The sequence below is a fragment of the Fibrella aestuarina BUZ 2 genome (genome assembly GCF_000331105.1).
Taxonomy (GTDB): domain Bacteria; phylum Bacteroidota; class Bacteroidia; order Cytophagales; family Spirosomataceae; genus Fibrella; species Fibrella aestuarina.
Genome location: NC_020054.1, coordinates 1,762,185 through 1,787,090, shown reverse-complemented (window position 1 = coordinate 1,787,090; position 24,906 = coordinate 1,762,185). Strand labels below are relative to the sequence as shown.

Genomic DNA, 24,906 nt, shown 5'->3' with positions numbered 1-24,906 from the left:
GGCACGGAATCAGGCTTTCACTCATTCGCACTTTCACTCTTTTTGCCCACATGCACGTTCTCAAATTTGGCGGCACATCGGTTGGCTCGGTCGAGAGCATCCGGCAGGTAATCCGCATCGTTGACTCCCACCGCCAGCAGTCGAACCCTATTGCCGTTGTGTTGTCGGCGATGGGTGGCGTTACCAATCAGCTCATCGAAATCGGGCGTATGGCCACCAACGGGCAGCTCGACTACATGGAGCTGGCGCGGCGGATTGAAGACCGTCATTTCAACGTCATCAAAGCGTTGATTCCCATCAAGGAGCAGAGCAAGGTGTTTGCGACCGTGCGCGGGACGATCAACGAACTCGAAGACCTGCTGCGGGGCGTGTCGCTCATTCGCGAACTCACCCCCCGCACCATGGACCTGATTATGAGCTTTGGCGAACGGCTGTCGAACCTCGTGGTGGCCGAGTGCGTGAAAGCAGGCGGCACACCTGCTACGTTCTGCGACGCCCGCGATCTGATCAAGACCGACGCGCAGTTTGGGCATGCCGAGGTGAATTATACGTTGACGACCCCGCTGGTGCAGGGCTATTTTGCGGACCTGAGCAACTCATCGTCGCCAATTCCGTTCGTGACGGGCTTTATCGGCTCGACCGAGAAAGGCGAGACGACCACGCTGGGCCGGGGCGGCTCCGATTATACGGCCAGTATTCTGGGCGCGGCGCTCAACGCCGAGGTCATCGACATCTGGACCGACGTGGATGGCATGATGACGGCCGACCCGCGCAAGGTACCCAACGCCTTCAACATCCCGACGATCACCTACGCCGAGGCCATGGAGCTGAGCCATTTTGGCGCGAAGGTGATCTACCCGCCCAGCCTCCAACCCGCTTTCGCCCGCAACATTCCGATTCGGGTGCTCAACACCTTCAACGCCGATCACCCAGGTACGTTGGTGAGCCGCACCGCCGAGCGTCGGCAGTATACGATCACCGGCATTTCGAGCATCGACGATGTGGCGCTGGTGAACGTGCAGGGGTCGGGAATGATCGGGGTGGCGGGCGTATCGGCCAAGCTGTTTGGCGTCCTGGCCGCGCACCGCATCAGCGTCATTCTGATCTCGCAGGCGTCGTCGGAGCACTCGATCTGTTTCGCCATCGATCCGAAAGGCGCCGACCGGGTGAAGGCCATTCTGGACGCTGAATTTGCCGTCGACATTGACCACGGGCATATCGACAACATCAGCATTGAGCGCGACTTGAGCATCATCGCGACGGTGGGCGAAGGCATGCGCAAGTCGAGTGGTATTGCCGGTAAGCTATTTTCGGTGCTGGGTAAAAACGGGGTCAACATCGTGGCGGTGGCCCAGGGGTCGTCGGAGATCAACATCTCGGTAGTGATTACGAAGAACAACCTCTCGAAAGCCCTCAACGCCTTGCACAACGTGTTCTTCCAGTCGGAAGCGCGCGTGCTGAACGTATTCCTGGTCGGTACCGGGCTGATCGGACAGACGCTGCTGCGCCAGATCCACGCGCAGGACGCCTACCTGCGGCAGGAGAAACTGCTCAAAATCTGCGTGGTGGGTTTGGCCAATACCAAAAAGATGGTGCTCGACCCGAAAGGCCTGAACCTCGAACAATGGCAGGACGCGCAACAGATCGACGGCGTAACGACCTCGCTGGAGGCCTTTGTCGAGAAGATCAAATCGTATAACCTACCCAACTCGGTCTTCATCGACTGCACCTCGGACAAAGACATCGTGCAGCATTACGAGTCGCTGCTCGACGCCAACATTTCGGTGGTGACACCCAATAAGGTGGCCAACTCGGGTTCGTATGCCGAATACCGCCGCCTGCAACGCACGGCGCTGAACCGGGGCGTAAAGTTCCTGTACGAGACCAACGTGGGCGCGGGTCTGCCCATCATCAACACCTTGCAGGGCCTGCTCACGTCGGGCGACCGGTTCCTGAAAATCGAAGCGATCCTGTCAGGTACGTTGTCCTACATTTTCAACTCGTTTGCGCCAGGGTCCAAGTTTGTCGATGTGGTACGGGAAGCCAAAGAGAAGGGCTATACCGAGCCCGACCCGCGAGACGACCTTAGCGGGCAAGACGTGGCCCGGAAGATCCTGATTCTGGCGCGGGAAGCCGGTTTTGAGCTGGAACCCAGCGATGTTACGGTCGAAACACTGCTCCCCCCCGCCTGCCTGGCCGCCCCCACGATCCCGGCGTTTTTCGACTCGCTCGAGGCAGAGAATGGGTATTTTGAAAAACTCCTGAGCGACGCCAGCGACCGGGGCGAAAAGCTGCGGATGATCGCTACGTTCGAGAATGGTAAAGCTGTGATCGGCCTGCGCGGCGTGGGTCCCGAACACCCGTTCTACCAACTAACCGGCGCCGACAACATCATCTCGTTCACCACCGAGCGTTACAAAGAGCGCCCGCTGGTGATTAAAGGCCCCGGCGCCGGTGCCGAAGTGACGGCCTCCGGCGTCTTCGCCGACATGGTTAGCATCGGGAGCTATCTGGGGTAAAAATCGGTTATCTTCGCATAAATCAGCGAGAACAATCATGAGCGAGAACCTGCTGCAACGCATTACGCTGGATCCAGACATCTGTCATGGCAAGCCTACAATTCGGCACATGCGTTACCCGGTAACGATGGTTCTTGATCTGCTCTCGGCTGGCATGACTGCGGACGAAATTCTGGCTGACTATCCAGCTATGGAAGAAGCCGATGTACGCGCGTGTCTGGCTTATGCGGCCCGGCTTTCCGACGTAAAAAGTATACACCGTGTACTGGCGTGAAATACCTCATTGACGCCCAACTCCCGTATCTGTTAGCTGAGGTATTGAGGCAACGTCATTTCGATGTCTTACACACGGATGATCTCCCCGACCGAGAACGCACGGGCGATCAGTACATTCGATTGCTTGCCGCGAAAGAAAGTCGAATCGTAGTTACGAAAGATACTGACTTCCAAGACAGTTATTTACTCCAAAAAGTACCACCAAAGCTGTTATTGCTGACCACCGGAAATATCAAGAACCGAAAGTTGCTTGATTTATTTCGGGCAACTATCGACGAAATAGACACCCTTTTTGCGCATCATTGTTTTATCGAATTAACGAACGAAGCCTACCTGATTCATGAGTAGTGGCCTTCAGCGTATTCCCGGTCTGGTCAGCATCGGGAGCTATCTGGGGTAATTTCCTCAAACCTATAAGGTCTTTGGAGACCTTATAGGTTTACAAGTTGAGGCTTTTCAGGTAGGTTCGGAAGGGTTCGGCGAATTCGGGGCGTTTGAGCGCAAATTCGACGGTGGTTTTCAGGAAGTCGAGTTTGTTACCGATGTCGTGGCGTTTGCCTTCGATGCGGTGTGCAAACAGGTTTTCGCGGGTGAGCATCAGCTTCAAGGCGTCGGTGAGTTGCACCTCGCCGTTTTTGCCGACGGGTGTGCGGTCGAGCGCGTCGAACACGTCGGGCGTGAGCACGTACCTACCCGCAATCGCCAGGTTGCTGGGTGCTTCCTCGATGGACGGTTTTTCGATCAGGGTGTCGAGGGCCATAATGCGTTCGCTCAGGGCTCGGCCACCCACAATCCCATACCGGTTCACTTTGTCGGCCGGCACTTCTTCCACCGCAATCACCGACCCGCCATATTGCTCATAGGTATCGATCAATTGCTGCGTCACGGGCATAACGGCATCCATAATGGTATCACCCAACAGCACAGCGAACGGCTCATTGCCAACGTGTTGCCGGGCATAGCGAATGGCGTCGCCAAGACCGTTGAGTTCGCGTTGCCGAACGTAATGCAAGTTGGCCATATCCGAGAGACGGCGCATCTCGTCGAGCAGCAGCCGGTCTTCCTTTTCGGCGAGGCGGCTCTCCAGTTCGTAGTTGCGGTCGAAGTGGTCTTCGATGGCGCGTTTGCCTTTTCCCGTGATAATCAGGATATCTTCAATGCCCGAATCGACGGCTTCCTGCACCACATACTGGATGGTGGGCCGGTCGATGATCGGCAGCATTTCTTTGGGTTGGGCTTTGGTGGCGGGCAGAAAACGAGTGCCCAGGCCAGCGGCGGGAATAACGGCTTTTTTGATCATGATAGTGGTACTTAGTTGTCATTCGGCTTCGCCGTCATTACTAGTCATTCGTCGTTCTTCTTTCTTGTAACACTGAATGACTACTAATGACGGCGAAGCCGAATGACCACGTAGTGCTATTGTGCAAAAGGACGGATGACGCGGGCATCCAGGCGTTTTAGTTCGACAAACAGACGATTGAGCATGGCGTCGTCCTGGTAGGCGCCAATAATCGATCCGCCCGAACCCGTGAAGGAGGCCGAAGCCCCACACCGCCGCGCCGTGTCGATCATGGCCTGATTGGCCTCACTGATGGGATAAATCTGCTTTCGGTAGTCAAAATTCTGGTTGATGAGCTCGTTGAGCCGGTCGGTTTGGCCGTTGAGCAGTGCCTCGCGGCCCTGCCGGGCCAGATCGGCAATGTTGTGCAGGGTATCGACCACCAGCGGCTCCCCTTTCTGCCAGCGCGAGCGCACGTCGGAATGCACCCGGCCCGACTGTTTGCCAAGCGTGGTTTTGTAGGCGATGTACAGATTGGGCAGGAGTTGCGGCGGGATCGGGTCATACAACCCGTGCCCCTGCTGCTCCATCAGCGTCTTGTCGAAGTCCATATACACGCAGCCTTCGTAGCACTGAATCACGCGGTCCTGCAAGCCCGCCGCAATACCCAGCTCATTGGTTTCGGTCGCCAGCACGATATTGGGGAGTTCGGGCAGCGGAATCTCGATGTTGTAGAACGTCATCATGGCCCGATACGCCGCCACGATGATGGCGCTGGAACCCGACAGCCCCACCTGACGGGGAATCGACGTGGCGTAACGCAGCGTGAAATTCTTGTTGGGCAGCCGGATACCCTGCCGATCGCAGTAGTCGAGAAACGTTTTGGCGGCGGCTTTCAGCAGCGGAATCCCGCCCTGATACCCCAACGTCGCCACGGCGTCGCGCAGGTGGTGCAGGCTGCGGAAGCTGTTGGTATCCTGTGGCTGTGGTTCAATCACCAGTTCGGGCGACTCATACAGCTTCACCGACGCCCCGAAGTTGCGGACCGATAAGGCAATGGTTTTTCCAAAAAATCCGTCGGACGGATTGCCCAGCAGCCCGGCACGGGCGTAGGCGCGTGTTTCGATGATCAAGAGAATCAGAATCGTTTACCAACAAAGAAACAGCATTTGGAAATCGGTTTGACACAGTCTGCCGCGGCGGTTTGCTATTTCTTACGTCTGTGCGACTGGTAACGGCAAGTCCGTCTAGTCGCGACGTTTGGCAATCAGGACGGCCTTGCCGTCGCGGCTCAGCGTTAGGTGGCCACGTTCGATGCTGTAGGTCAGGGTGCCGGTAAGGGCCCTGAACAGCTCGGTTTCGAAGGTATTTACTTCGTTGGCACAGGCCATCTTCGTAGCAACAACGGGGCTGAATTTGATCAGTTGGTTATCGGCGCGGAACGTACCCGAGAACCGGTTGCAGCCGCCACTGCCCAGCACGCGGTTAGCGCTGGGCTGAAACTCGATAAACGGTTGCTGACGGCCCTGCGCCGGGGTGGTTTTGCCATTCAGGCTGACGATACGCCAGTTTTCACCCAGTAGCATCAGTTGGTTCAGGGCTGTGGCGCCGCCGCTGTAGGTACGTACCGGCCCACGCCCTTTTTTCACGGTTACGTTGGCCGTATACGCAAACTGCTGACCCGACATGTTATCGGTATAGCGGGCCGGTCGCAGATTGACCCGAATCGAATTCCCCCGGTTGCGGCCTTCGTAGGTACGTTCGCCGTTGGCCGATACGATCGGGCTCGGCGTTGGCACCGACAGCGTGTCTGTAGGTGTGCGCAGGTGCATGCGGCGGTCCGACTGGATGATCAGCCCCCAGCTCGGTTCATTCCCAACGGCAAAATAGCTGACACCCTGCCGCACATACTGGCTGTAGTCGGGTACGTCGTCGGCGGCTGCGGGCGGGGGCGCAGGGCGGCTGGTTGTTTTGGGAGCGGGGCGATGGCAGGCCGACACAACGACCAACAGGGCAAGGGGTAGCAGGCGCATAACGTGAAGGTGTATTCGCCCTTATAGACTACCGATGCCGCCGGAAGGTTTGAAAATACAAGGGAGTACGGGGCTGGCAGTAAACACCTAACCCCGTACGGCCCCGCGTTTATTTCATCCGGACGAGCGTCACGCCGGGGCCGCCCCGGTCGGCGTGCTCATCGGCCATGCTGGCGACCTGCTTGTAGGAACGCAGGTGATTGCGGATCAACTGCCGCAGAATACCGTCGCCTTTGCCGTGGACGATGCGGAGTTCGGGGTAGCCGAGCATCAGGGCGCTATCCATAAACTTGTCTACTTCCACCAGCGCTTCTTCGCCGCGTCGTCCGCGGATGTCGAGGTTAAACGAGAAGTTCATCATCTTCTCATTCAGGTCCATACCCTGGCTGCGCGGGGCCTGTTTCTCGCCCACGGCTTCGCGGTACGTTTTGCGACTCACCTTCTCCAGCCGGTTGAGCTTGATGTTCGATTTTAGCTCACCAATGCGGATTTCGGCGTCTTTTCCACGAATCGCCAGTACTTCACCAATGGCATTTTGCCCCTGTATCCGTACAAAATTACCCACGCCGATCTCGCCGCCGGCCAGTTCAAATTCCTCTTCGGCCGACTTGGGTTTCTCGGGCTCAACGATGACCTCGGGTTTCAGGCTAGCCTGCTCGAAGCGTTGCAGTTCGGCACGTACCTGGCGGGTCTGCTCCTTATCGGCCTTCGTTTCCTTGATCTCGCGGATCGTGTTTTCGATCTTCTGGTTGGCCTCCTGCACCAGCGCCTTTGCCTTCGCTTTGGCCGTGTTGATCAGCTGTTTCTGCTCGTTGTCGAGCTTGGTTTTCAGGGCTGTGTATTCGGCCACCTGCTGCGCCAGCTTCCGCTGATTGATGCTGATGTCGAGGTTCTTTTCCGAGAAAACGCGCTTTTCAATGTCCAGTTCTTTCAGCAGTTTCTCGAAGTTGACCTGCTGCGAACCGAGCTTTTCCTTCGCCCGGTTGATCACCGCGTTGGGCAGGTTGATCTTCTGGGCAATTTCGAAGGCAAACGACGAGCCCGGCCGACCCATTTCGAGTTCGTAGAGCGGTTCCAGTTTTTCGCCGTCGAAGCGCATCGCCCCGTTGATGAGGCCCGGCGTTTTATCGGCAAAGACTTTCAGGTTGGTGTAGTGCGTGTTGATGACGCCATACGCCCCCGACTTGTTCAACTCCTCCAGGATGGCTTCGGCAATGGCGCCTCCCTGCCCCGGCTCGGTGCCCGTCCCGAACTCGTCGATCAGGAAGAGCGTGCGGCGGTTGGCACCCACCAGGAATCGCTGCATGTTGGTCAGGTGCGACGAGTAGGTGCTCAAATCGTTCTCGATCGACTGTTCGTCGCCGATGTCGATAAAGAGGTTCTGAAACACGCCCATGTCGGAGTGTTCGGCCATCGGCACCAGCAGCCCGCACTGCATCATGTATTGCAGCAGGCCAATGGTTTTCAGCGCGATGGATTTCCCCCCCGCGTTGGGCCCTGAGATAATCAGGATGCGTTCGGCAGGCGTTCCTGCGGCAGGCGTCCCTGGCTGTTCGTCGAGCTGAATGTTGAGCGGCACCACCGCCTTGCCCTGTTTCTGGTGCGACAGGTAGAGCAGCGGGTGGCGGGCGGCGATCCAGTTCACCACGGGGCGATTCATCACCTGCGGCATACCGGCCTGTAGCTGCCCGGCTAGTTTGGCCTTGGCCCGGATAAAGTCGATCTGCGCCAAGAAATTGACGGCCTTGTTCAGTTCGGGCAGGGCGGGACGTACCTGATCGGTGAGGGCGAGCAGGATGCGGAACACCTCGCGGCGCTCTTCATATTCCAGTTCGCGCACCTCGTTGTTGCCGTCGAATACTTCGGCGGGTTCGATGTAGACGGTTTTACCCGTGTCAGATTCGTCGTGCACGAAGCCGCGAATCTTGCGTTTGTGTTCGGCCGCAATCGGGATCACGAGCCGCCCGCCGCGCACCGTCAGGCTCAGGTCGTCGGGAATCCAGCCCTGCTGGCGGGCCGTGCGCAGGATGCTGTCGAGGCGTTTGCGCAGGTTGGCCTGCTCCGAGATGATCCGCCGCCGGATATCGGCCAGCGCGGGCGAGGCGTTGTCACGTACCCGGCCCCGGTCGTCGATCACGCGGTCGAGCGCGGCCACGATACCTTTGTCGACCGTTACGGGCCCGGCCAGTTCAACCAGATACGGATACTGGCCTTCTTCCTGTTTTTCGAGGAAACGAAGGCAGTCCTGAATGGTTTTCAGCGCCAGTTTAAGGTCAAAAAACTCGTCTTCCATGAGCGTAATGCCTTCCACGCGGGCCTTTTGCAATTGGGGGCGCACGTCGAGGTAGTTACTCTGCGGAAAATCGGGTTCGTACTGCACGATCTGCGTAAACTCGTAGGTCTGCCGCAGCAGCTTATCGATCAGTTGGTGATTGTCGGTGAAGCGAATTTTGTCCACGTAGTCCTGGCCCAGCGGCGAAATACAGGCCTGCCGGAGCAACTCGCGGATTTTGTCGAAACCAAGTTTTTGTTCGAGGGTATTCGGGTAAAGCATTTACGCTGGATGCTAAAAAGGATAGTCTGCTCTGAACTGATGGGCCAGCCGGAGCGGTGGTTTGCCAATGGCAATCAACTGAGGCTGAGCGCTCAAAAGAGCCCGCTCAGGTTACCAGATGGCCATCTATAGAACACGATAACAAGCAGAATGGCTCCACTTGCCGAAAAACTGCCGGACAAGCAGAGCCATTCTGGGTAAGCGACAAGGGCTGGGTTAGACGCCGCCTGCGGGTTTCACGCTCTTGGCTACGTCGAGTAGGTCTTCGGCGCTCATGTAGCCGATGGCTTTTTTCACCACGCGGCCGCTGCCGTCAATGAAGAGGAGCGTCGGATAGGCTTCCAGCGGATAGACCTGCGACAGGGCAGGGCCTTCGCCTTTTTCCATATCCATCTTCACGTTGATAAACCGCTTATTGAAGTAGTCACCAACTGAACGTTGCGTAAAGACCTGCTTCTGAAGCATTTTGCAGGGGCCGCACCAACTGGCATAGGCGTCGAGGAAGATAACCTTCTTCTGCGCCTTGGCTTGCTTCAGCACCTCAGCCCACCGGGCGCTGGAGAATTGAATGCCCGGTTCTTCGCTCGGTTTGAACGATGAGGTGCTCAGCACAACAAGCAGGCAAACGCTGACTAATCGAAACATGGGTGCTTCTCGTCGATAGACTTTTTGGTGATATAGCGAAGTAACGAAGAATTAACCAGTTTTCGTTTTCGCCCGCCTATAAACTCCTGTCCGGCTCCTTTACGCGGCTCACTCGCCCTCCTGCACCCAGAGGATCACTCCCCGCGCCTGCTATGCGTGCATCTACTCACTTCACCTGTCTGACCTGCCAGCTAAGCAGGTGTTGCATCAGGCCGACAAAATCTTACCATAACTCTCTTACCGTCAACAAACTATTGTAACTCGTCAACTCTGTTACATAGCGCTAAATCTACCCTTTTATAGCAGCTCTAACCACATAACTACCGCACAGTATTATTGACTAAAAATACCCTATAGACAGTATTGTTATTAGCCCCACCCTACAACAACCTTTGCATAATCGCATGCGAAGCTTGCTGTCGTAACACGGCTGATGGTGTTCGTCTAGCTTAGCTATCTGTCAACTCCCTGAAGTCGACTGATTACGCGCCATCTTTTCTCATGGGTGACCGTTATCACTGCCTTATCAACCAGCCAGGTACGTTGGGCGCAGGCTTATTCACACCTTGCTTATTACACGCATGAAACACCGTTTACTCCTTTCGCTGCTGTTGTAACAACTGCCAGCGCGCATACCTAACTTTTTAACTTAAGCAGTCTCTTTCCGGCAAATCGATCAACATTGTTTCCGCTGTTTTCCGTCTCATGAAGCCAAATCTACTCCTGTTCCTGCTGGTCGCGGCTAGCACAGCAACGGTCGCGCAAACGCGCCAGATGGCCAAACCCGGCGAGGAAGTCCACGTATGGGCCTATCCGGTGAAAGCCGGCAAACAAAAACAGTACGAGCATTTCGTACATGACATCTTCTGGCCAGGAGCCAAAAAACTCCCAGCTGCAGGCCAACGGGTGTTTCGGCAAACGCGCGTCCTGCATCCAACCCGGGCCAATGCGGATGGCACCTACACGTACCTGTTCATCATGGACCCTTATATCAAGGGGGAAGACTACGACATCGAATCGCTGGTGAAGAAAATGTACGGGGCCAAGCAGGGGGCTGCGCATTACAAACTGTTTGCCGATGCCGTCGTTTCGGGCAAAGACGTAGGTTACCGCGTCACCCAATCGAACGAGTAAGCCGTCTGATAAACGGGGGATGCCTCCGCTGTCGGCTCACCAGCGCTACGGTCTGCAAAGCGCGGACGTCGCTCCGTTCGCGGTTTGTCAACGGGTTGACCTCAGGGCTTTTCAGCACTTGTCGAACAACGCCGTTTACGATCAATCTAGCCAGTTCTTCATCCGAACCTCACGTCAACCTAACTGACTATGACTATCCGAAATCTATTCTCATTAGTGGCCTTTATTTGCCTCGTATTTGGGTTGGGGCTGGCTTTTTCGCCTCAACTGATGGCCAATCTATACCTCACCGACCCCAACTGGATTAACCCAGCCGCCAGACTGCTAGCCCAGGGTTGGGGGGCCATGCTGCTGGGTGAGGGCGTAGCCTGCTGGCTCCTGCGAAACCAAGGGTCAACAACCGCGAGCCGGGCAATGCTCTGGATGCTGATCGTATCGAACGTAGTGTTTCTGCTGGTACACGTAACTGCCATTCTTAATGGCGTAGAAACGCCGATGGCCTGGCTACAGGTCCTGATGGCTGTGCTGGTAGGCGGTTGGGCCGCACTACTGGCTCGGCCCAACCCCGCGGTAGCCTGACTGCCTACGGCATCAGTTGCCTATACGTTGTCCGGCCATAAGCCGCCCGTTAAACGCCTTCCTCTTGTTATGATGAAATCACTTAGTATCTGCCTGCTACTCGTGCTGACGGCTACCTACAGTCAGGCACAAATGAGCTTGTCGAAGAAAATGAACATGCTCATCCATATCACCTGTGGCCCTGCCGACCCTACCCGCGCTGCCCTTGGCTTTCTGGTGGCTAAAACGGCCCTGGCCGAAGGGCATTCCGTCACGCTTTTTCTGGCGGGCGATGCGGCCGTGCTACTCCGTGACGCCGAACTCGACCAGGTCGAAGGCCTTGGCACCGGCAAACTCCGCGAGCATTTCGAAGCCATCGTGAAAGCAGGCGGGCGGTTCTACGTATCGGGCCTGTCGGCGAAGGCGCGGGGCATAACCGAGAGTGATCTACAGGGAAAGCCCGCCGAGTTTGCCATGCCCACAAAGCTGGTACAGTTGGCGGCCACTAGTGACCGACTGTTCACTTACTAATGCCCAAACCAATGACCGAATCACTATCAAGGCGACGCCTGCTGACCAGCGGAACGCTGGCCACCGCCGGGCTTCTGGGCTGGCCCGCTGACCTCTCAGCGGATCGCTTAGTCCCGCACGGCCTGACCGAACCCGACGAAGCCGCCCTGCTACGGCACGAGGTCATGGTGGTGCGTGAGATGGCGAAATCGGCTTACGACTTCTTATGGCAAATCATGACGGGTATCGACGAAAAGGAAGCCGACTGGAAGCCAAATCCAGAATCGAATTCGACCCGCTGGATGGTTGAGCACCTATGCTGGTTTGAGCAATGGGCCGCCGACACGATTGAAAATAAAGGGCGCTACCTCACGGATAAGAAGCCGGGGAAACTATCCGAGCCTTCCTTAACAGCGCTAAAAGCCCGGTTTGATGCCGATTTCGACCGGCTGGATCAACTGTCGGCCAAGCTGACGCCGGAGCAGTTGAACCGAGAAATTACGTTTGTGGGTCGTTTCCCTACTACCATTCGAAACATGCTCCGGATCCACGTCTCGCACCTGTCGGGCCACCTTTATCAGATCCGGTACGTGCGGGGTACGTATAGCCGCGTGTTTCACACCAACAAAGCGATTTTTGATCCCTGGTGAGCTAGCCTGGCAGGTGAGTACCATATATAGTTCGCCTGTCTTATGGCTATGGGCTATGTCGTTGAACGTCGGCAAGCAGACCCCGACTCCACCAACCCTGAACCGATGAGCCAACGGGCCCGGTGTTTATGGGGCGGTGCGTACCTTCGCGGCCCTATGACTACTCCCAGCCAACAAATCGAACACATTGTGCTGCAGGCCGACTACGACACCGTACTGGCCAGCTTACCACCCACCGGCACCGACGGGCAGCAGGTTGCATCCTCGCCCGTTATGACGCGCGAGTATCGGCTCAACACCAGCGATACCATCAACGCCGGCAAGTGGATTATGTGGTCCGTTTCGCCAAAGCCTATCGTTTTCACCTGGCAAAACGGCGCATGGCAGCCACCGGCCACGCTCGTGGTTCGGCGTAGCTGATGGCAGTAGGCAGGCGGGGGTTCTGCGTTTTGAGCATACCTGCCTGTTTCTGATCATAGCGTTTTTCGTTTATGAACTCCTACCTGCTCTTACTTCTTAGCCTGCTGGCTATCCCGACGCTCGCGCAACCGGCAAAGCAAACGACCTATTGCAACCCCATCGACCTCGATTACCGCTATAACTTCGAGCAGCAGAACGAGGGCATTTCGTACCGGTCCGGGGCCGATCCGGTCATTATCCGGCACAAGGATGCCTACTACATGTTCGTCACGATTCAGGGCGGCTACTGGCGCTCGACGGATCTGGTCAACTGGAAATACATCACCCCGTCGATGTGGCCCATGGAAGACATGTGCGCCCCGGCGGCCGCGTCGGTTGGCGACACGCTGTATCTCTTTCAGTCGACGTTCCAGCAACGCCCCATCCTGATTTCGACGGCTCCCGAAACGGGTAAGCTGCAATTCTATAATCGCTGGCTACCCCAATTGCCTAAAGACATCGGTCCTTGGGATCCGGCCCTGTTCCACGACCCTGATACCAATAAATGGTACATGTATTGGGGATCGTCAAACGTCTACCCGCTGTTCGGGGCCGAGCTCGATAAGAATCGGCAGCTTACCTATGCCGACCGCAACCCGGCCAATGCCTACAAGCCCATGTTCTGGCTCGATCCCTGGGTGCACGGCTGGGAACGCTTCGGCCCCAACCACGCCGATCTGGTGAAACCCTTCGTGGAAGGCGCCTGGATGACGAAGCATAACGGCAAATATTACCTGCAATACGGCGCGCCTGGCACCGAATACAATGTCTACGCCAACGGCACCTACGTGGGTAATTCGCCACTCGGTCCCTGGGAATATGCCCCGTATAACCCCATCGCCTATCACCCCGGCGGTTATGCCGTGGGCTGCGGGCATGGAAATACGTTTCAGGATGCCTATGGCAATTATTGGAACACGGGTACGTCGTGGATAGGGCTGGTCTGGGCGATGGAACGCCGGATGGTGATGCACCCCGCGGGGTTCGACAAAACGGATCAGCTCTACGCCGACACGCGCTTCGGCGACTGGCCCCACAAGCTACCCACCCGAAAATGGGATACCCAGAACGGACCCATCGCCGACGATACCTTTACGGGCTGGATGCTGCTCAACTACAAGAAGCCAGTCACGGCTAGTTCAACGCTCGATACCCTACAGGCTTCGTTTGTGAACGACGAAAACGTGCGCACCTTCTGGGCCACCCGCAACAAACCCGGCGAAACCCTGACCGTCGATCTAGGCAGTGAGCAGACGATCCGAGCCGTACAGGTAAATTACGTCGACCATAAGAACACAATCTTCAAAACCGATGCTTCGGTCTACACGCAGTTCCGGATCCTGGGCTCAGCCGATGGCAAACGCTGGCGTACCCTCGCCGACCTGACCGACACCACCCGCTACGGCAAACGCGACCGGGCTAGTGCGTATGTGGAACTATCGCAGCCCGAGAAAGCCAGGTACGTTCGCTATGAGCATGTTTACACGGCGGGGCCTTACCTGGCCATTAATGGCTTTCGTATTTTCGGAAAAGGAACGGGCAACGTACCGGGCGTACCGGCCGGCCTGACCGCCAAACGCCAACCCGACGATCGCAACGCCGACCTGAGCTGGCAACCCGTGCCGGGCGCCGTCGGTTATAACATTCGCTGGGGAATTGCGCCCGATAAGCTCTACCAGACCTATCAGTTCTGGGCCGATGACCCAATGGGGCGCCCCGGCCGGCCGTTTGAACTACGCGCGCTGAACCGGGGGGTACCGTATTATTTCGCGGTTGAAGCATTCAACGAAAACGGCGTATCGGCGCTAAGCCCGGTAGTGAGCGATGGCTTCGTGAAAAAATAGCGCCAATGCCTGGAGGGATCGACCAGTACTTTGCCCGTTGAACCCGCAACGGCGGACGGCTTAACCACTAATACTCGATCTGCTCATCGGCCAGCAGTTGCCCGATGTTGAGTGTACACTCGTCGAGAACCTTGATGGTTTCTGACCAGTCGACTACGTACCAGGTGGGGTCGTTTCGGTCGATAACGTAGGTTTTCTGCACATTTGTCACGATCCAGAGTACGCGCTCAACCCCAAAGTCGAGGAGTTTACGGGCTTTCTGCATCAGATAGCCATCGTTTCCGTTTTCGAATTCGGCCACGTCGGCTTTGATATCGACTTCGATGACCACCTTTGGCGGAATGTCGAAGTATTTATCCCGTAGTTTCCCAACGTTGACTTTCTCGTAGATAGCAATGTCGTTACTCAGATGTTCGTTGGTAGCCAGATGAAGACCCGATTCGTTCGTAGCCAGAAGGTACTGCTTTCGGTCAATTAATCCATACAGCGTACCATGTAGAATAGATACCAGCACCCCCTGCAGATCTGAACATGACATAACTTCCTGGATGGTTTTTTTGCCAGCCAGCACCTCCCGGTAACCTTTGTAATACACAGGTTTCCCGGCCCACATCTCGTAGATGAGCGCCGACGGTACGGTACGGGCCGACGAACGGCGTGGTTTTTTCTCAGCGACCATATTGGGCAAGCAGTTGAGTGCAACGACAAGATATACAGAAAAGTCCGCTTTCTAAAATAGGGCTCCCGGTCGTATTTTGCCGGTCTGATGCCTCATCGTTCTGCTCCTCGATCGTTCTGGATTGCCCGTGACAAACCCTATCTGTGGGTGGCGCTGGGCCTGTTGGTGCTGTACCTCCTCCCCTACGTGTGGCTGGGCGAAGGCGCGTACCTGACCATCCACGACAACCTCGACAGCGACTTTCTGTACCTGCGGCTACTGGCGCATAGTGGCAAAGCCATTACGCTTGATTCAGCGGCACGGCTACCCATCGTGATGAATGGCCTGCCCCGGGCCGTATTGCGGTCGGGCCTGAACCTCGAAGTGCTGACCTACGCGCTACTGCCTCCTTACGGCGCCTGGCTCGTCAATTTCGGGCTGATTCATGCCATCGGGTTTATGGGCATGTACGCGCTGCTTCGGCGCTACGTACTGCCTGATCCCCCACAGGCGCCCATCCGCGTGGGTGTGGCCTTACTGTTTGCGCTGGTGCCGTGTTACACGGTGCATGGCGCGAGTGTTACCGGCCAGCCGCTGCTCCTGTTTGCCTTCCTGAATCTGCTGAATCGCCGGGCATCATGGCGCGACTGGCTCATCATAGCGCTGTTTCCGTTCTATTCCTTTCTGGTCTGGTCGGGCCTGTTTGCGGGCTTGCTCCTGGCTGGGTTAGGCGCGTTGGTGATGGCTCGGCGCCGAGCCATCGTGTGGCCGTTTGTGGGGGCGCTGGTCATGCTGGCAAGCCTGTACATCGCATCCGAATGGCAGTTACTCTACGCCTTTGTCACGAAAACATACATTTCGCACCGCACCGAGTATGACTACGCCCGCCTGATGCCGATTACGCTATGGGCCAGCCTGAAAGCGACCTTTTACCTGTTTATCCAGACGCAATACCATTCTGGTGCATTTTACACGCCGCTCATTCTGCTAGGTAGTCTGTGGGTGATAGGGGCGGATTGGTGGAGACGACGCCAAGCCGTTGCCGAGGGGCCGCGCCTAACCGGGCAGCCCCGGGTTATACTGCCTTTGCTCGGGCTCATCGGCCTCATCTGCCTGTGCCATGGCTTCTATCGCTTTCCGGCCACCTGGGCGGGAGCAGGCAATCTCTTACAGGCGCTCCAGTGCGATCGATTTTATTTCATGCTACCGCTGCTGTGGCTGTTGCTGCTAGCCCTGAGTCTGCGCCAGTTTACGCCAACGAGTTGGTGGGTACGTGGTTTGTTGCTGGGTCAGCTGGCCGTGATGGGGCTGGCCAATATTGAGTGGCGTATCAACGTGGCGAAAATGGCAGGAGTCGACAATGAGGCAACGTACCCAGCCTATCGGGCCTTTTTTGCCGAGCGGCAGTTTACTCAAATCAGCAACTACACGGGTCTGGCGCCGGCCAACTACCGGGTGGTGAGTGTGGGGATTCCCCCGGCCGTAGCCCTGTACAACGGTCTCTACACACTCGACAGCTATCAAAACAACTATCCACTACCCTACAAACACCTCTTTCGGCGCGTGATAGCGGCAGAGCTGGCCAAAAGCCCGACGCTGCGTACGTACTTCGATTATTACGCCAACCGTTGCTATGCGTTTTCGGCGGAGCTGGGGCTGTCGGAGAACGACGTGATGGTATCGAAATATGAGCACCAGGCGCTGCAACATCTGCAACTGAACACCGATGTTCTGCGCCAGTTGGGCTGTCGCTATGTGTTGGCAGGGCTACCCATCCGCAACGCCGCCGCCCAACACCTACGCCTCGAACGCATCTTCTCCGATTCGGAAAGCTACTGGAAAGTGTATTTGTACAGACTGCACGGAGCCGGTAGTTGAGGGCGCGGGCATAGTCAGGTAGGTTGCCTGCAATCCCCGCGCCTTCAACTACCGGCTTTTAATTCAAATGAACCAGCGCCGATTTGTAAACCCGCGATTCCATGGTGTTGAGCCACTCGTTGAGGGCGTCGCTGTCTTCGCGCGCGTTGGTCAGTTCGGCGTCGATCTGACGCAGCAGAAAGTAAAGTTGATGCACGTGGCACCACTGTTGGTTGAGCGCTTCGGCCTGATCGGCGTTCTCGGGACGCCGACGGGCTTCCGACGTGAGGCGGCGCAGGCTTTGCCGGAGGTGAAAACGCAGCGTCATCAATCGGCTGGCGATGGGCAACGACTGTTGCTGTTGTTCTAACTTCGAAATGCCCCGGGATAAAAGCGTGTTTCGCTGGTTAAGTTGATCTGATACCACCATCCAGGCCTGATCCGCCTGAAGTGATTCATACGATACGGTTCTCATAGTAGGTCACAGTTACAGAAACAAATCTATTCGTTTGACCGAATAAAACAACCGTTCGTTTAATGTTGGAATAGATTAAATTTTGCCTAATCGGCAATCCACCAAATTACTTAAGTAATCGACCAGTAATCAATCCTATAAACCATTAATTTTGTACAATCCATAAAGAGTAACATAGCCGGCCAGACGGTCGCCAATCGACTTACTGCCTATGTCGTAGATATCGTGCCGTTTACGTTGCCTTTCCCCTTGTGATAATCAAGATAAACCCCTACTTTTGCGGACTCATTTTCGGAACACGAATCAAGTCCAATCAATGGCAAACCATAAGAATACCAAGAAAGCTATTCGGAATAGTGCGAAAAAGCGGCTCCTGAACCGGTATCAGGCCGTAACCAGCCGGAACCTCGTGAAGAAACTTCGCGGCACCACTGATCACGCCGAAGCCAGCGAACTGCTGAAGACGGTTATCTCGAAACTCGATCGGCTGGCTAAACGCAACGTCATTCACAAGAACAAAGCTTCGAACAACAAATCGAAGCTGACCCGCTTTGTGAACGGCCTCGCTACGGCGTAATCCCCTGTTTGTGGCGATACAGCAAGACCTTATCTGTCAGCGCGGATAAGGTTTTTTGTTTGTATCGTGGCTAAGTTTGGCGACCACCAAACTGACCAATACCCCATGAACACCTACCAGCCACTGCGCAGCATTAAAAGCTGGGCCGAAGAAGATCGCCCGCGCGAAAAACTGATGTTGAAAGGGACCGCTGCCCTCACCGACGCCGAACTGATCGCCATCCTGATCAACTCCGGCACGGCGGAGCTGTCGGCCGTCGACGTGGCCCGGAAGGTGCTGGACGGCGTGGGTAACAACCTGCATGAGCTGGCCAAACGCAGCGTGAAGGACCTGTCGAAGTTTCGGGGTATTGGCGAAGCCCGCGCCATCAGCATCGTGGCCGCCCTGGAACTGGGTCGGCGCCGTCGCGAACAGGCCCCGGTGGACCGCCGACGCATCACCTGCTCGCGCGACGCGTACGAAGAGATCCGCCCCTACCTGCTCGACAAGCAGCACGAAGAATTCTGGGTGTTGCTGCTTAACCGCGCCAACGAGGTGCTTCGGCCCGTTCAGATCAGCGCGGGTGGCATCTCGGGCACGGTGGCCGATCCGCGCCTGATCTTCAAAGCCGCCCTGGAACACCTGGCGAGTGGCGTCATTCTGTTTCACAACCACCCGTCGGGCAACCTGACTCCCTCGCAACCCGACCGCGACCTGACGCGCAAGCTCAAAGAAGCGGGCCGGGTGCTCGACATTCCCGTACTCGATCACCTTATCTTCTCCGACCGAACGTACCTGAGCTTCGCGGACGAAGGCATTCTATAGAAAAGTCATTTGCCTACGGCGTCATTCATGGTCATTTGGCTGCGCCGTCATTTATTGTCAAAAACGATTAATGACTATTAATGACGCCACAGACAAATGACTACCAATGACCATGAATGACGGCGTAGCCAAATGACCCTTACTTCTCTTATGAACATCATCTTCGACCTTGGCGACGTCATCATTCCGATTGATCTGCGGGCGCCCCTTCGCAACTTCGCTATGCTGGCCAATCAATCAGAAGAGGCTATGGAGGCCCTCTGGAAGAAGCACGGGATCTGGCAACAATACGAAACGGGATTGATCGACGACGAGAATTTCCGGCAGGCGGTGCGCGAACTCGTCCGGCATGAGACGGATGCGCCCGACAAATGGGCCGATGAGCTGATCGACACTGCCTGGAATACCGTCCTGCTCGACCTCCCGGTGGAGCGTATCGACCGGATTCAGGCGTTGCAGGGACAGCATCACGGGAGGCCGCACCGGCTCTTTTTGCTGAGCAACACCAACGCCATCCACATCCGGGAAGTAAACCGCCGACTGGTTTCGCTCGGAAAACCGACGCTGGAAGAACTGTTCGAACGGGTGTTTTATTCGCACGAAGTGAAGCTGATGAAGCCCAATCCCGGCATTTATCAGCATGTACTCTCCGAAGCGAACCTTGTTGCGGAAGAAACCGTCTTTCTGGATGACAACCGGGCAAACATCGATGCCGCCGCTGCGTTAGGTATTCGGGCCGTGCACGTGGTGGCGCCCAAAACGATTATCGATTACCTCGCCGAATTAGGAGCTTAAAATTAAGTTCAAGGTTCAACGTCCAGGGTTCAACGCGGCGCAACATCCCATTGAACCTTGAACTCCTCATTCATGCAACGACCCAATTACCTGCTTCATAGTATTCTGTTTCTGATTACGTTGGCCACCACCACCGCCGCCGGTGCGGAGTGGATTTACGGTCTCAACTTTATCCCGCCCGAATGGTATGCCGATGCTAAAACCATCGCGCAGTATAAGCTACGGGCGTTGGGGTGGCCTGAGTTTCTGGCGGGGCTCAACTTCTCAATCCCGTTTTTGACGGTGCTGACGGTGCACGAGTTCGGGCACTTTTTCGTGGCCAAAGCCAACCGGGTGCGGGTTACACTGCCCTATTACATCCCGTTCTGGCTACCGTCGTTTCAGGCAATCGGCACGATGGGCGCGTTCATTCGCATTCAGGATTACATCAACAGCCGCCGCAAATACTTCGATATTGGACTGGCCGGTCCGCTGGCGGGCTTCGTAGTGGCACTGCTGCTGCTGTGGTACGGGTTCACGCACCTCCCCCCTATCGACTACATTTTCCAGATCCACCCGGAATACAAGAAATACGGCCTTCGCTACGGCGAATACATCAACATGAATCTGGCGAAGGGTGGCGGCTCGGCGGTAGCCCTTGGCGACAACCTGCTGTTCTGGTTTTTTAAAACCTACGTGGCCGATGCCAGCCTACTGCCGCATCCGTTCGAGATGGTGCATTACCCCTACCTGCTGGCGGGATACCTGTCGCTGTTCTTCACGGCCTTGAACCTGATTCCCATTGGGCAGCTCGACGGGGGGCATATTCTGTACGCGCTCATTGGTCGCAAACGGTTCAATAAGGTGGCGCCGGTGCTGTTTACGGCTTTTGTCTTCTATTCGGGCATCGGTTTCTTCCGCATCTCCGACTTTGCCACCGGCGACAATGCCGCTTTCACCAGCCAGTTATGGAGTCTGGTGATTTACGTGGGCGCCCTATTTCTGGCCTTTTCGCGCATCAACGAGCAGCCCGTTACGTCCCTGCTGATGGCCTTGGCTGTCGTATTCGGGCAATTGGTGGTGTCGTATTTCTTCCCGCAGGCGGAGGGGTACATCGGCTTCATGGTCTTTGCCGTGGTACTGGGCCGGTTCCTGGGCGTGTATCACCCCGAAACCGAAATCGACGAGCCACTCGACACCAAACGCCAACTCCTCGGCTGGCTTGCCCTGCTGATCTTCGTGCTCTGCTTCAGCCCCAAGCCGTTTATTTTTAGCTAAGAGCAGAGTGCTGCGCGCTGGGATAGCAGGGTTCTTGACAGCGCGCAGCACCCTGCCCCTTGCTCCCTGCCGTTAGCCCCATGCACTATCTCTACACCCTTTCCATCCTGCTATACGGCCTGCTGATCCGGCTGGCGGCTCCGTTCAACCGGAAAGCGCGGTTACTGGTGGCGGGGCGGGCGGCGTGGCGGGAGCCATTTCGGGCCAAACCCCTCGATCCCGCTCGGCCGGTGGCGTGGTTTCATGCGGCCTCGCTGGGTGAGTTTGAACAGGGCCGACCGGTGATCGAAGCGTTGCGGGCCACGTACCCACAGTATCAGATTGTGCTGTCGTTTTTTTCGCCGTCGGGCTACGAGGTGCGCAAAAACTACGCGGGCGCCGACGTAATCACGTACCTGCCCGCCGACACCGCCGCCAACGCTCAGGAGTGGCTCGCAACCGTACGGCCACAACTTGCCTTTTTCATCAAGTACGAATTCTGGTACCATTACCTCCACGCACTCAACGAGGCCAATCCCGCCGGAGCTGGACAAGCTGTACCCACGATTTCATTCTCTGCTATTTTCCGGCCCAATCAGCTTTTTTTCAAGCCGTGGGGCGGTTTTTACCGAAAGCTCTTGACGTACTTCCGGGCCATTCTGGTGCAGAACCAGGAATCGGTCGATCTGCTGCGGGGAATCGGTATTGATGCGATACTGGCGGGTGATACCCGTTTCGACCGGGTTGCGCAGGTAGCGGCCAACAAACGGGACATTCCCGAGGTAGCGGCCTTCGCAGCGGACAACGTACCTACGCTGGTCGTAGGCAGCGCGTGGGCCGCCGACATGGCTGTGCTCATTCCGATGATCAATCAGTTTTCGGCCCCGCTCCGCGTCATCATCGCCCCCCACGAGATTCACGACGCCGACATTGAACGCTGGCAGTCCCAGCTTACCGCCCCGTCGGTACGCTTTTCGTCGCTGACGACCCCACCCGGCCGCGGGACCGCCCCTGGTGAGGTGCCCCGCTACCTGTTCATCGATAACATCGGTATGTTGTCGTCGCTGTATCAGTATGGGACGATGGCCTACATCGGGGGGGCGTTTGGCAAGGGGCTGCACAACTGCCTTGAAGCAGCGACGTTTGGCCTACCGTTGCTCTTTGGACCGAATCACCGCAAGTTTCAGGAGGCCGTCGATCTGGTGGCGCAGGGCGGGGCGTTCGCCATCAGCAATACCGACGAACTCACGCAGGCCTTCACCCGCCTCTACGAAAACGCCCCGACGCGCGAACGGGCCGGGGCGATCTGCAAAGCTTACGTGCTGGACAACGTCGGTGCCACCGGGAAAGTGATGGGGATAGTTGACGGGTTGGCCCTACAAGGCATGGGAAACGGGGCCGCTTAAGGTAGACCTATAAGGTTTTGGAAACCTTATAGGTCTGGGCGCGCTACTCCAGCATCTTGATAAAGTAGCCTCCCACGACCGACCGGGCCTGGAAGCCTACTTTGTGGCCGTTGGTGGTTTCGTGCCAGTCGTTGAGGGGAACCCGGTCGGGGCTCTCCGTGACGAACCGGCGGATGGGCTGAATCAGCGCCTCGAAATCAGCCTGCGTGGTTGCCAGTGTGGCTGTCCAGACAATCCAGTCCGATTTGGTGTAGGTACGTCGGCTGTCGAGCGGCAGGCCAAACGGTTGCTGTTTGGTCAGGTAAAAGGCCACTTCCTGTTGCGCGACCTCGATCGGGAAGATATTCAGCCCGAGCAGCTTATCCCAAACCAGGTTGTATTTCTGGCTCCACGTACCTGGGTTCTCAAAGGTCAGTGTATAGTGCGTGCCGGACGGATCTTTCGCCAGTTCCATCCATTTCCTGGCCATATCACGGGCGAGCGTCAGGTACGTGGTTTCCGTTTGTTTGTCGCCCAGTTTGCCAGCCATATAGCCGTAGCTGGCAATACCCATGATCGCCTTGATGCTCAAGTTGGCGTTGCGGGCAATGTGGCCGGCAAAATCGTCGGTGCAGAGCTGATTGGCCGGGTCGAACCCTTCTTTTTTCAGGTACTCGACCCAAGTGGTCAATACAGGCCAATGACGACGGGCGTAGTTGGCGTTGCCTTCCACGTGCGCCAGCGCCGCGGTCAGCACCAGCATGTTCCCGCACTCTTCAACCGGCATGTCTTCGCCGTAAGTTTGCCCCGTCGCGATTGGGTACGTACCCACGTCGTGCGCGGCAAAGGGTTTAGTCCAGCGGCCGCTTTCCGAGTACTCGAAAATCGGCTCCATCATGCCTTTCAGCAGCGTCGGGTTGTATTTCAAAAACAACGGAGCCGACGGGTACGTCACGTCGACGGTGCCGATGGACCCGTTGCTGAAGTTTTCTTTCGAGAAAAACAGCGGTTGCGGCGCACCCGTCTGCGCTGGGTTAGCCACCAGTTTGTGCGCCGCAATCGCCTGCCGGTAGGCCAGCACACACAGATCGGCGTAAGTGTCCCCACCCGCCTTCAGCGCATCGGCATACAGTGTCTGGTCAAAGGCCGAGCAGGCTTTCTGAAGCGTCGGGTAGTCGGCTTCGGCGGCTTGGAGGGCCTGCTCCATCGCCGCATCGGTGCTTTGTTTGTCGTAACGCCGCCACCAGGCATTGAGCGGTTTGCCGAAATAATTGATCGATTGCCGATCGTCGTAACCGACCAGTAAATGCCGCTCGACGGCTTTTTCCGACACCATGCCCAGATCAAACGACGTCGACAGCACCACCGCGCTATCGGTCAGCATGAGCGGGCGGCCACCCGCCCGGATGTCGGAGACGATGCCTTCGCGTTCAAACTGGTTGATCGCCCCTGCCAGCGTACCAATGCGGTGGCTGATGCCGGGGTTTGCCGGGGCCGCCACGTACAGGTAACCCCAGTCGATGCGGACGTTGTCGCCTTTCTTGCCCAGCACAGGCTGTTCGGCCGTTCCCACGCGTAGCCAGTTCAACGGCAACTGCTTGGCCGACGAGGCGGCCACCCGGCCGCGCCGCCACGTAACGGTCTGGCCGGGATTATCGATGGCGATGTCCGACGAGGCATCCTGATACAGTTCAACGCGGTGTTGCTGTCCATCGATGGAACGTACCTGATACGAGACGTACTGCACCGGCCGGGAAAGCACGTCGAGGTTATCCATAAGTAGCGGAGCCATAAACGTGACTGTCAGCCCGACGCCACCCGCCTCAAACGTGTAGCGCGACTGCGTGGCCGACATGGATTTGCCCGTTTGAGTGGCCGCGCGTAGGTCCAGCGTACGCTCCTGCAACAGCCCCACGTCGACAAACTGCTGCCCACCGAAATTCTGGCTGTGGAAGGCAATTACGTTTCGGCCGGGTTTAAGCAACTCGCTGATCGCGCGGTTGGTGCTCGTCAGTTCGTAGCGGGCCGACACGCCGCTCGCCTGCGCCACCCGCTGCCCGTTGATAAACAGTTCGTAGTTGTCGTTGTAGCTGGCACTCACCAGCAGCCGCCCTTTTGGAAGCTGGTCGAGCATCACCTCCCGACGTACCCAGATGTCGGGCGTTTTCCAGGGCGTACGGTCAGTTGGGCGCGAGCCAAACGGCGCTAGGCCCCGCAACCAATGGCTGTCGTCGAAATCGGGCTGCATCCAGCGGTCGTTATCAGGCGCTTCGGTCTGAAAACGGGCTTCCTGCGTCACGCGGGCGCCAGGGCGCACGAGCGTATCACCCGCAAACATGGGGTTGCCCATGAAGCGATACAGCCGCCCGTCTACGCGGATCAGCCCGTTAAGGTCATGCGGACGACCGGTCCAGTGGCGGGTGGGCTGGTCGTTAAGCTGATCGCCAAAGGACCAGATGCTGGTATACGGATCGACCGTAATAAGGGGCGTTGCGGGCGGATTCAGCGCCGCGCTGGCGGCACCGGGTAGCGCCGCTGATAGGTTGGTTAGCCGGGCAGTGGGTTGTGCCAGGCAATCGGTTATGTTCATCGTTACGAGAAAAAGGGCAAATACAAGTTTTCCCTTAAAACTAAATGGTATAACGCAATTATTGTACC

23 protein-coding genes are annotated in these 24,906 nt (G+C 57.0%); 15 read left to right on the top strand and 8 right to left on the bottom strand.

Going from position 1 to position 24,906, the window contains the following annotated elements; genetic code table 11:
• Positions 1-50 precede the first annotated feature (50 nt).
• From thrA to FAES_RS07255, 3 genes are read left to right on the top strand one after another with little or no spacing between them, the layout of a single operon-like run.
• Positions 51-2,519 carry a bifunctional aspartate kinase/homoserine dehydrogenase I gene (gene thrA, locus FAES_RS07265; RefSeq protein WP_015330554.1) on the top strand — a complete coding sequence of 823 codons (2,469 nt, stop codon included), beginning with the start codon at positions 51-53 and terminating at the stop codon, positions 2,517-2,519.
• 37 nt (positions 2,520-2,556) lie between these two features.
• Positions 2,557-2,793, top strand: coding sequence for a DUF433 domain-containing protein (locus FAES_RS07260; RefSeq protein WP_015330553.1), 237 nt, complete (start codon positions 2,557-2,559; stop codon positions 2,791-2,793).
• Positions 2,790-3,143, top strand: coding sequence for a DUF5615 family PIN-like protein (locus tag FAES_RS07255; RefSeq protein WP_041257636.1), 354 nt, complete (start codon positions 2,790-2,792; stop codon positions 3,141-3,143). Before FAES_RS07260 ends, FAES_RS07255 begins: the two co-directional genes overlap by 4 nt.
• Positions 3,144-3,234: 91 nt before the next feature.
• On the opposite strand, the gene galU is transcribed toward FAES_RS07255, so the two are convergent.
• The 5 genes from galU to FAES_RS07230 all read right to left on the bottom strand — a co-directional run bounded on the left by galU (position 3,235) and on the right by FAES_RS07230 (position 9,306).
• A complete protein-coding gene (gene galU, locus FAES_RS07250; protein WP_015330552.1) occupies positions 3,235-4,095 on the bottom strand; it encodes a UTP--glucose-1-phosphate uridylyltransferase GalU in 861 nt (286 codons plus the stop codon).
• A 116-nt stretch (positions 4,096-4,211) separates the two neighbouring features.
• Positions 4,212-5,207, bottom strand: a complete 996-nt coding sequence (locus tag FAES_RS07245; RefSeq protein ID WP_015330551.1) for a mevalonate kinase family protein — start codon at positions 5,205-5,207, stop codon at positions 4,212-4,214.
• Positions 5,208-5,321: 114 nt separating this feature from the next.
• Positions 5,322-6,107: an META domain-containing protein gene (locus FAES_RS07240; RefSeq protein ID WP_015330550.1), complete on the bottom strand. Its 786-nt coding sequence runs from the start codon at positions 6,105-6,107 to the stop codon at positions 5,322-5,324.
• A 109-nt stretch (positions 6,108-6,216) separates the two neighbouring features.
• Positions 6,217-8,661, bottom strand: coding sequence for an endonuclease MutS2 (locus tag FAES_RS07235; protein ID WP_015330549.1), 2,445 nt, complete (start codon positions 8,659-8,661; stop codon positions 6,217-6,219).
• 216 nt (positions 8,662-8,877) lie between these two features.
• Entirely contained in the window at positions 8,878-9,306 is a 429-nt protein-coding gene (locus FAES_RS07230) for a thioredoxin family protein (protein WP_015330548.1), read from the bottom strand.
• 705 nt (positions 9,307-10,011) lie between these two features.
• On the opposite strand from FAES_RS07230, the gene FAES_RS07225 reads away from it, so the two are divergent.
• From FAES_RS07225 to FAES_RS07200, 6 genes are all read left to right on the top strand, one after another.
• Complete coding sequence (locus tag FAES_RS07225; protein ID WP_015330547.1) at positions 10,012-10,440, top strand: hypothetical protein; 429 nt, start codon at positions 10,012-10,014, stop codon at positions 10,438-10,440.
• Between the two features lie 189 nt (positions 10,441-10,629).
• Positions 10,630-11,019, top strand: coding sequence for a hypothetical protein (locus tag FAES_RS07220; protein WP_015330546.1), 390 nt, complete (start codon positions 10,630-10,632; stop codon positions 11,017-11,019).
• A 72-nt stretch (positions 11,020-11,091) separates the two neighbouring features.
• Positions 11,092-11,529, top strand: a complete 438-nt coding sequence (locus FAES_RS07215; RefSeq protein WP_041258649.1) for a DsrE family protein — start codon at positions 11,092-11,094, stop codon at positions 11,527-11,529.
• A gap of 11 nt (positions 11,530-11,540) precedes the next feature.
• Entirely contained in the window at positions 11,541-12,158 is a 618-nt protein-coding gene (locus tag FAES_RS07210; protein WP_041257635.1) for a DinB family protein, read from the top strand.
• A 156-nt stretch (positions 12,159-12,314) separates the two neighbouring features.
• Positions 12,315-12,578, top strand: a complete 264-nt coding sequence (locus FAES_RS07205) for a hypothetical protein (protein WP_148289305.1) — start codon at positions 12,315-12,317, stop codon at positions 12,576-12,578.
• 71 nt (positions 12,579-12,649) lie between these two features.
• On the top strand, positions 12,650-14,461 hold the full coding sequence (locus FAES_RS07200) for a family 43 glycosylhydrolase (RefSeq protein ID WP_015330542.1): 1,812 nt from the start codon (positions 12,650-12,652) through the stop codon (positions 14,459-14,461).
• Positions 14,462-14,528: 67 nt separating this feature from the next.
• Here the strand turns inward: FAES_RS07200 and FAES_RS07195 are convergent, their stop codons facing one another.
• Complete coding sequence (locus FAES_RS07195) at positions 14,529-15,140, bottom strand: hypothetical protein (RefSeq protein WP_015330541.1); 612 nt, start codon at positions 15,138-15,140, stop codon at positions 14,529-14,531.
• An 87-nt stretch (positions 15,141-15,227) separates the two neighbouring features.
• On the opposite strand from FAES_RS07195, the gene FAES_RS07190 reads away from it, so the two are divergent.
• On the top strand, positions 15,228-16,997 hold the full coding sequence (locus tag FAES_RS07190; RefSeq protein WP_015330540.1) for a DUF6044 family protein: 1,770 nt from the start codon (positions 15,228-15,230) through the stop codon (positions 16,995-16,997).
• 58 nt (positions 16,998-17,055) lie between these two features.
• Here the strand turns inward: FAES_RS07190 and FAES_RS07185 are convergent, their stop codons facing one another.
• Positions 17,056-17,451 carry a hypothetical protein gene (locus FAES_RS07185; RefSeq protein WP_015330539.1) on the bottom strand — a complete coding sequence of 132 codons (396 nt, stop codon included), beginning with the start codon at positions 17,449-17,451 and terminating at the stop codon, positions 17,056-17,058.
• A gap of 316 nt (positions 17,452-17,767) precedes the next feature.
• Here FAES_RS07185 and rpsT point away from each other — a divergent pair, with 316 nt between their 5' ends.
• From rpsT to FAES_RS07160, 5 genes are all read left to right on the top strand, one after another.
• On the top strand, positions 17,768-18,028 hold the full coding sequence (rpsT, locus tag FAES_RS07180) for a 30S ribosomal protein S20 (RefSeq protein WP_015330538.1): 261 nt from the start codon (positions 17,768-17,770) through the stop codon (positions 18,026-18,028).
• A 105-nt stretch (positions 18,029-18,133) separates the two neighbouring features.
• A complete protein-coding gene (radC, locus tag FAES_RS07175) occupies positions 18,134-18,832 on the top strand; it encodes a RadC family protein (protein WP_015330537.1) in 699 nt (232 codons plus the stop codon).
• A gap of 150 nt (positions 18,833-18,982) precedes the next feature.
• Complete coding sequence (locus FAES_RS07170; RefSeq protein WP_229364437.1) at positions 18,983-19,627, top strand: HAD family hydrolase; 645 nt, start codon at positions 18,983-18,985, stop codon at positions 19,625-19,627.
• Between the two features lie 72 nt (positions 19,628-19,699).
• Positions 19,700-20,884 carry a site-2 protease family protein gene (locus FAES_RS07165; protein ID WP_015330535.1) on the top strand — a complete coding sequence of 395 codons (1,185 nt, stop codon included), beginning with the start codon at positions 19,700-19,702 and terminating at the stop codon, positions 20,882-20,884.
• Positions 20,885-20,964: 80 nt separating this feature from the next.
• Positions 20,965-22,269 (top strand): 3-deoxy-D-manno-octulosonic acid transferase, encoded by a 1,305-nt coding sequence (locus tag FAES_RS07160; RefSeq protein WP_015330534.1) that lies wholly within the window; start codon positions 20,965-20,967, stop codon positions 22,267-22,269.
• Positions 22,270-22,312: 43 nt separating this feature from the next.
• Here the strand turns inward: FAES_RS07160 and FAES_RS07155 are convergent, their stop codons facing one another.
• On the bottom strand, positions 22,313-24,838 hold the full coding sequence (locus tag FAES_RS07155; RefSeq protein ID WP_041257633.1) for a glutaminase family protein: 2,526 nt from the start codon (positions 24,836-24,838) through the stop codon (positions 22,313-22,315).
• Between the last annotated feature and the right edge of the window lie 68 nt (positions 24,839-24,906).

Bases quoted from the DNA above. Each gene is read 5' to 3' on its own strand.
- FAES_RS07235 (WP_015330549.1), bottom strand. From the start codon at position 8,661: ATGCTTTACCCGAATACCCTCGAACAAAAACTTGGTTTCGACAAAATC.
- FAES_RS07205 (WP_148289305.1), top strand. From the start codon at position 12,315: ATGACTACTCCCAGCCAACAAATCGAACACATTGTGCTGCAGGCCGAC.
- radC (WP_015330537.1), top strand. From the start codon at position 18,134: ATGAACACCTACCAGCCACTGCGCAGCATTAAAAGCTGGGCCGAAGAA.
- FAES_RS07155 (WP_041257633.1), bottom strand. From the start codon at position 24,838: ATGAACATAACCGATTGCCTGGCACAACCCACTGCCCGGCTAACCAAC.
- FAES_RS07215 (WP_041258649.1), top strand. From the start codon at position 11,092: ATGAAATCACTTAGTATCTGCCTGCTACTCGTGCTGACGGCTACCTAC.
- FAES_RS07260 (WP_015330553.1), top strand. From the start codon at position 2,557: ATGAGCGAGAACCTGCTGCAACGCATTACGCTGGATCCAGACATCTGT.
- FAES_RS07240 (WP_015330550.1), bottom strand. From the start codon at position 6,107: ATGCGCCTGCTACCCCTTGCCCTGTTGGTCGTTGTGTCGGCCTGCCAT.
- FAES_RS07190 (WP_015330540.1), top strand. From the start codon at position 15,228: ATGCCTCATCGTTCTGCTCCTCGATCGTTCTGGATTGCCCGTGACAAA.
- rpsT (WP_015330538.1), top strand. From the start codon at position 17,768: ATGGCAAACCATAAGAATACCAAGAAAGCTATTCGGAATAGTGCGAAA.
- FAES_RS07200 (WP_015330542.1), top strand. From the start codon at position 12,650: ATGAACTCCTACCTGCTCTTACTTCTTAGCCTGCTGGCTATCCCGACG.
- thrA (WP_015330554.1), top strand. From the start codon at position 51: ATGCACGTTCTCAAATTTGGCGGCACATCGGTTGGCTCGGTCGAGAGC.
- FAES_RS07170 (WP_229364437.1), top strand. From the start codon at position 18,983: ATGAACATCATCTTCGACCTTGGCGACGTCATCATTCCGATTGATCTG.
- FAES_RS07195 (WP_015330541.1), bottom strand. From the start codon at position 15,140: ATGGTCGCTGAGAAAAAACCACGCCGTTCGTCGGCCCGTACCGTACCG.
- FAES_RS07210 (WP_041257635.1), top strand. From the start codon at position 11,541: ATGACCGAATCACTATCAAGGCGACGCCTGCTGACCAGCGGAACGCTG.
- FAES_RS07185 (WP_015330539.1), bottom strand. From the start codon at position 17,451: ATGAGAACCGTATCGTATGAATCACTTCAGGCGGATCAGGCCTGGATG.
- FAES_RS07220 (WP_015330546.1), top strand. From the start codon at position 10,630: ATGACTATCCGAAATCTATTCTCATTAGTGGCCTTTATTTGCCTCGTA.
- FAES_RS07225 (WP_015330547.1), top strand. From the start codon at position 10,012: ATGAAGCCAAATCTACTCCTGTTCCTGCTGGTCGCGGCTAGCACAGCA.
- FAES_RS07160 (WP_015330534.1), top strand. From the start codon at position 20,965: ATGCACTATCTCTACACCCTTTCCATCCTGCTATACGGCCTGCTGATC.
- FAES_RS07165 (WP_015330535.1), top strand. From the start codon at position 19,700: ATGCAACGACCCAATTACCTGCTTCATAGTATTCTGTTTCTGATTACG.
- FAES_RS07230 (WP_015330548.1), bottom strand. From the start codon at position 9,306: ATGTTTCGATTAGTCAGCGTTTGCCTGCTTGTTGTGCTGAGCACCTCA.
- galU (WP_015330552.1), bottom strand. From the start codon at position 4,095: ATGATCAAAAAAGCCGTTATTCCCGCCGCTGGCCTGGGCACTCGTTTT.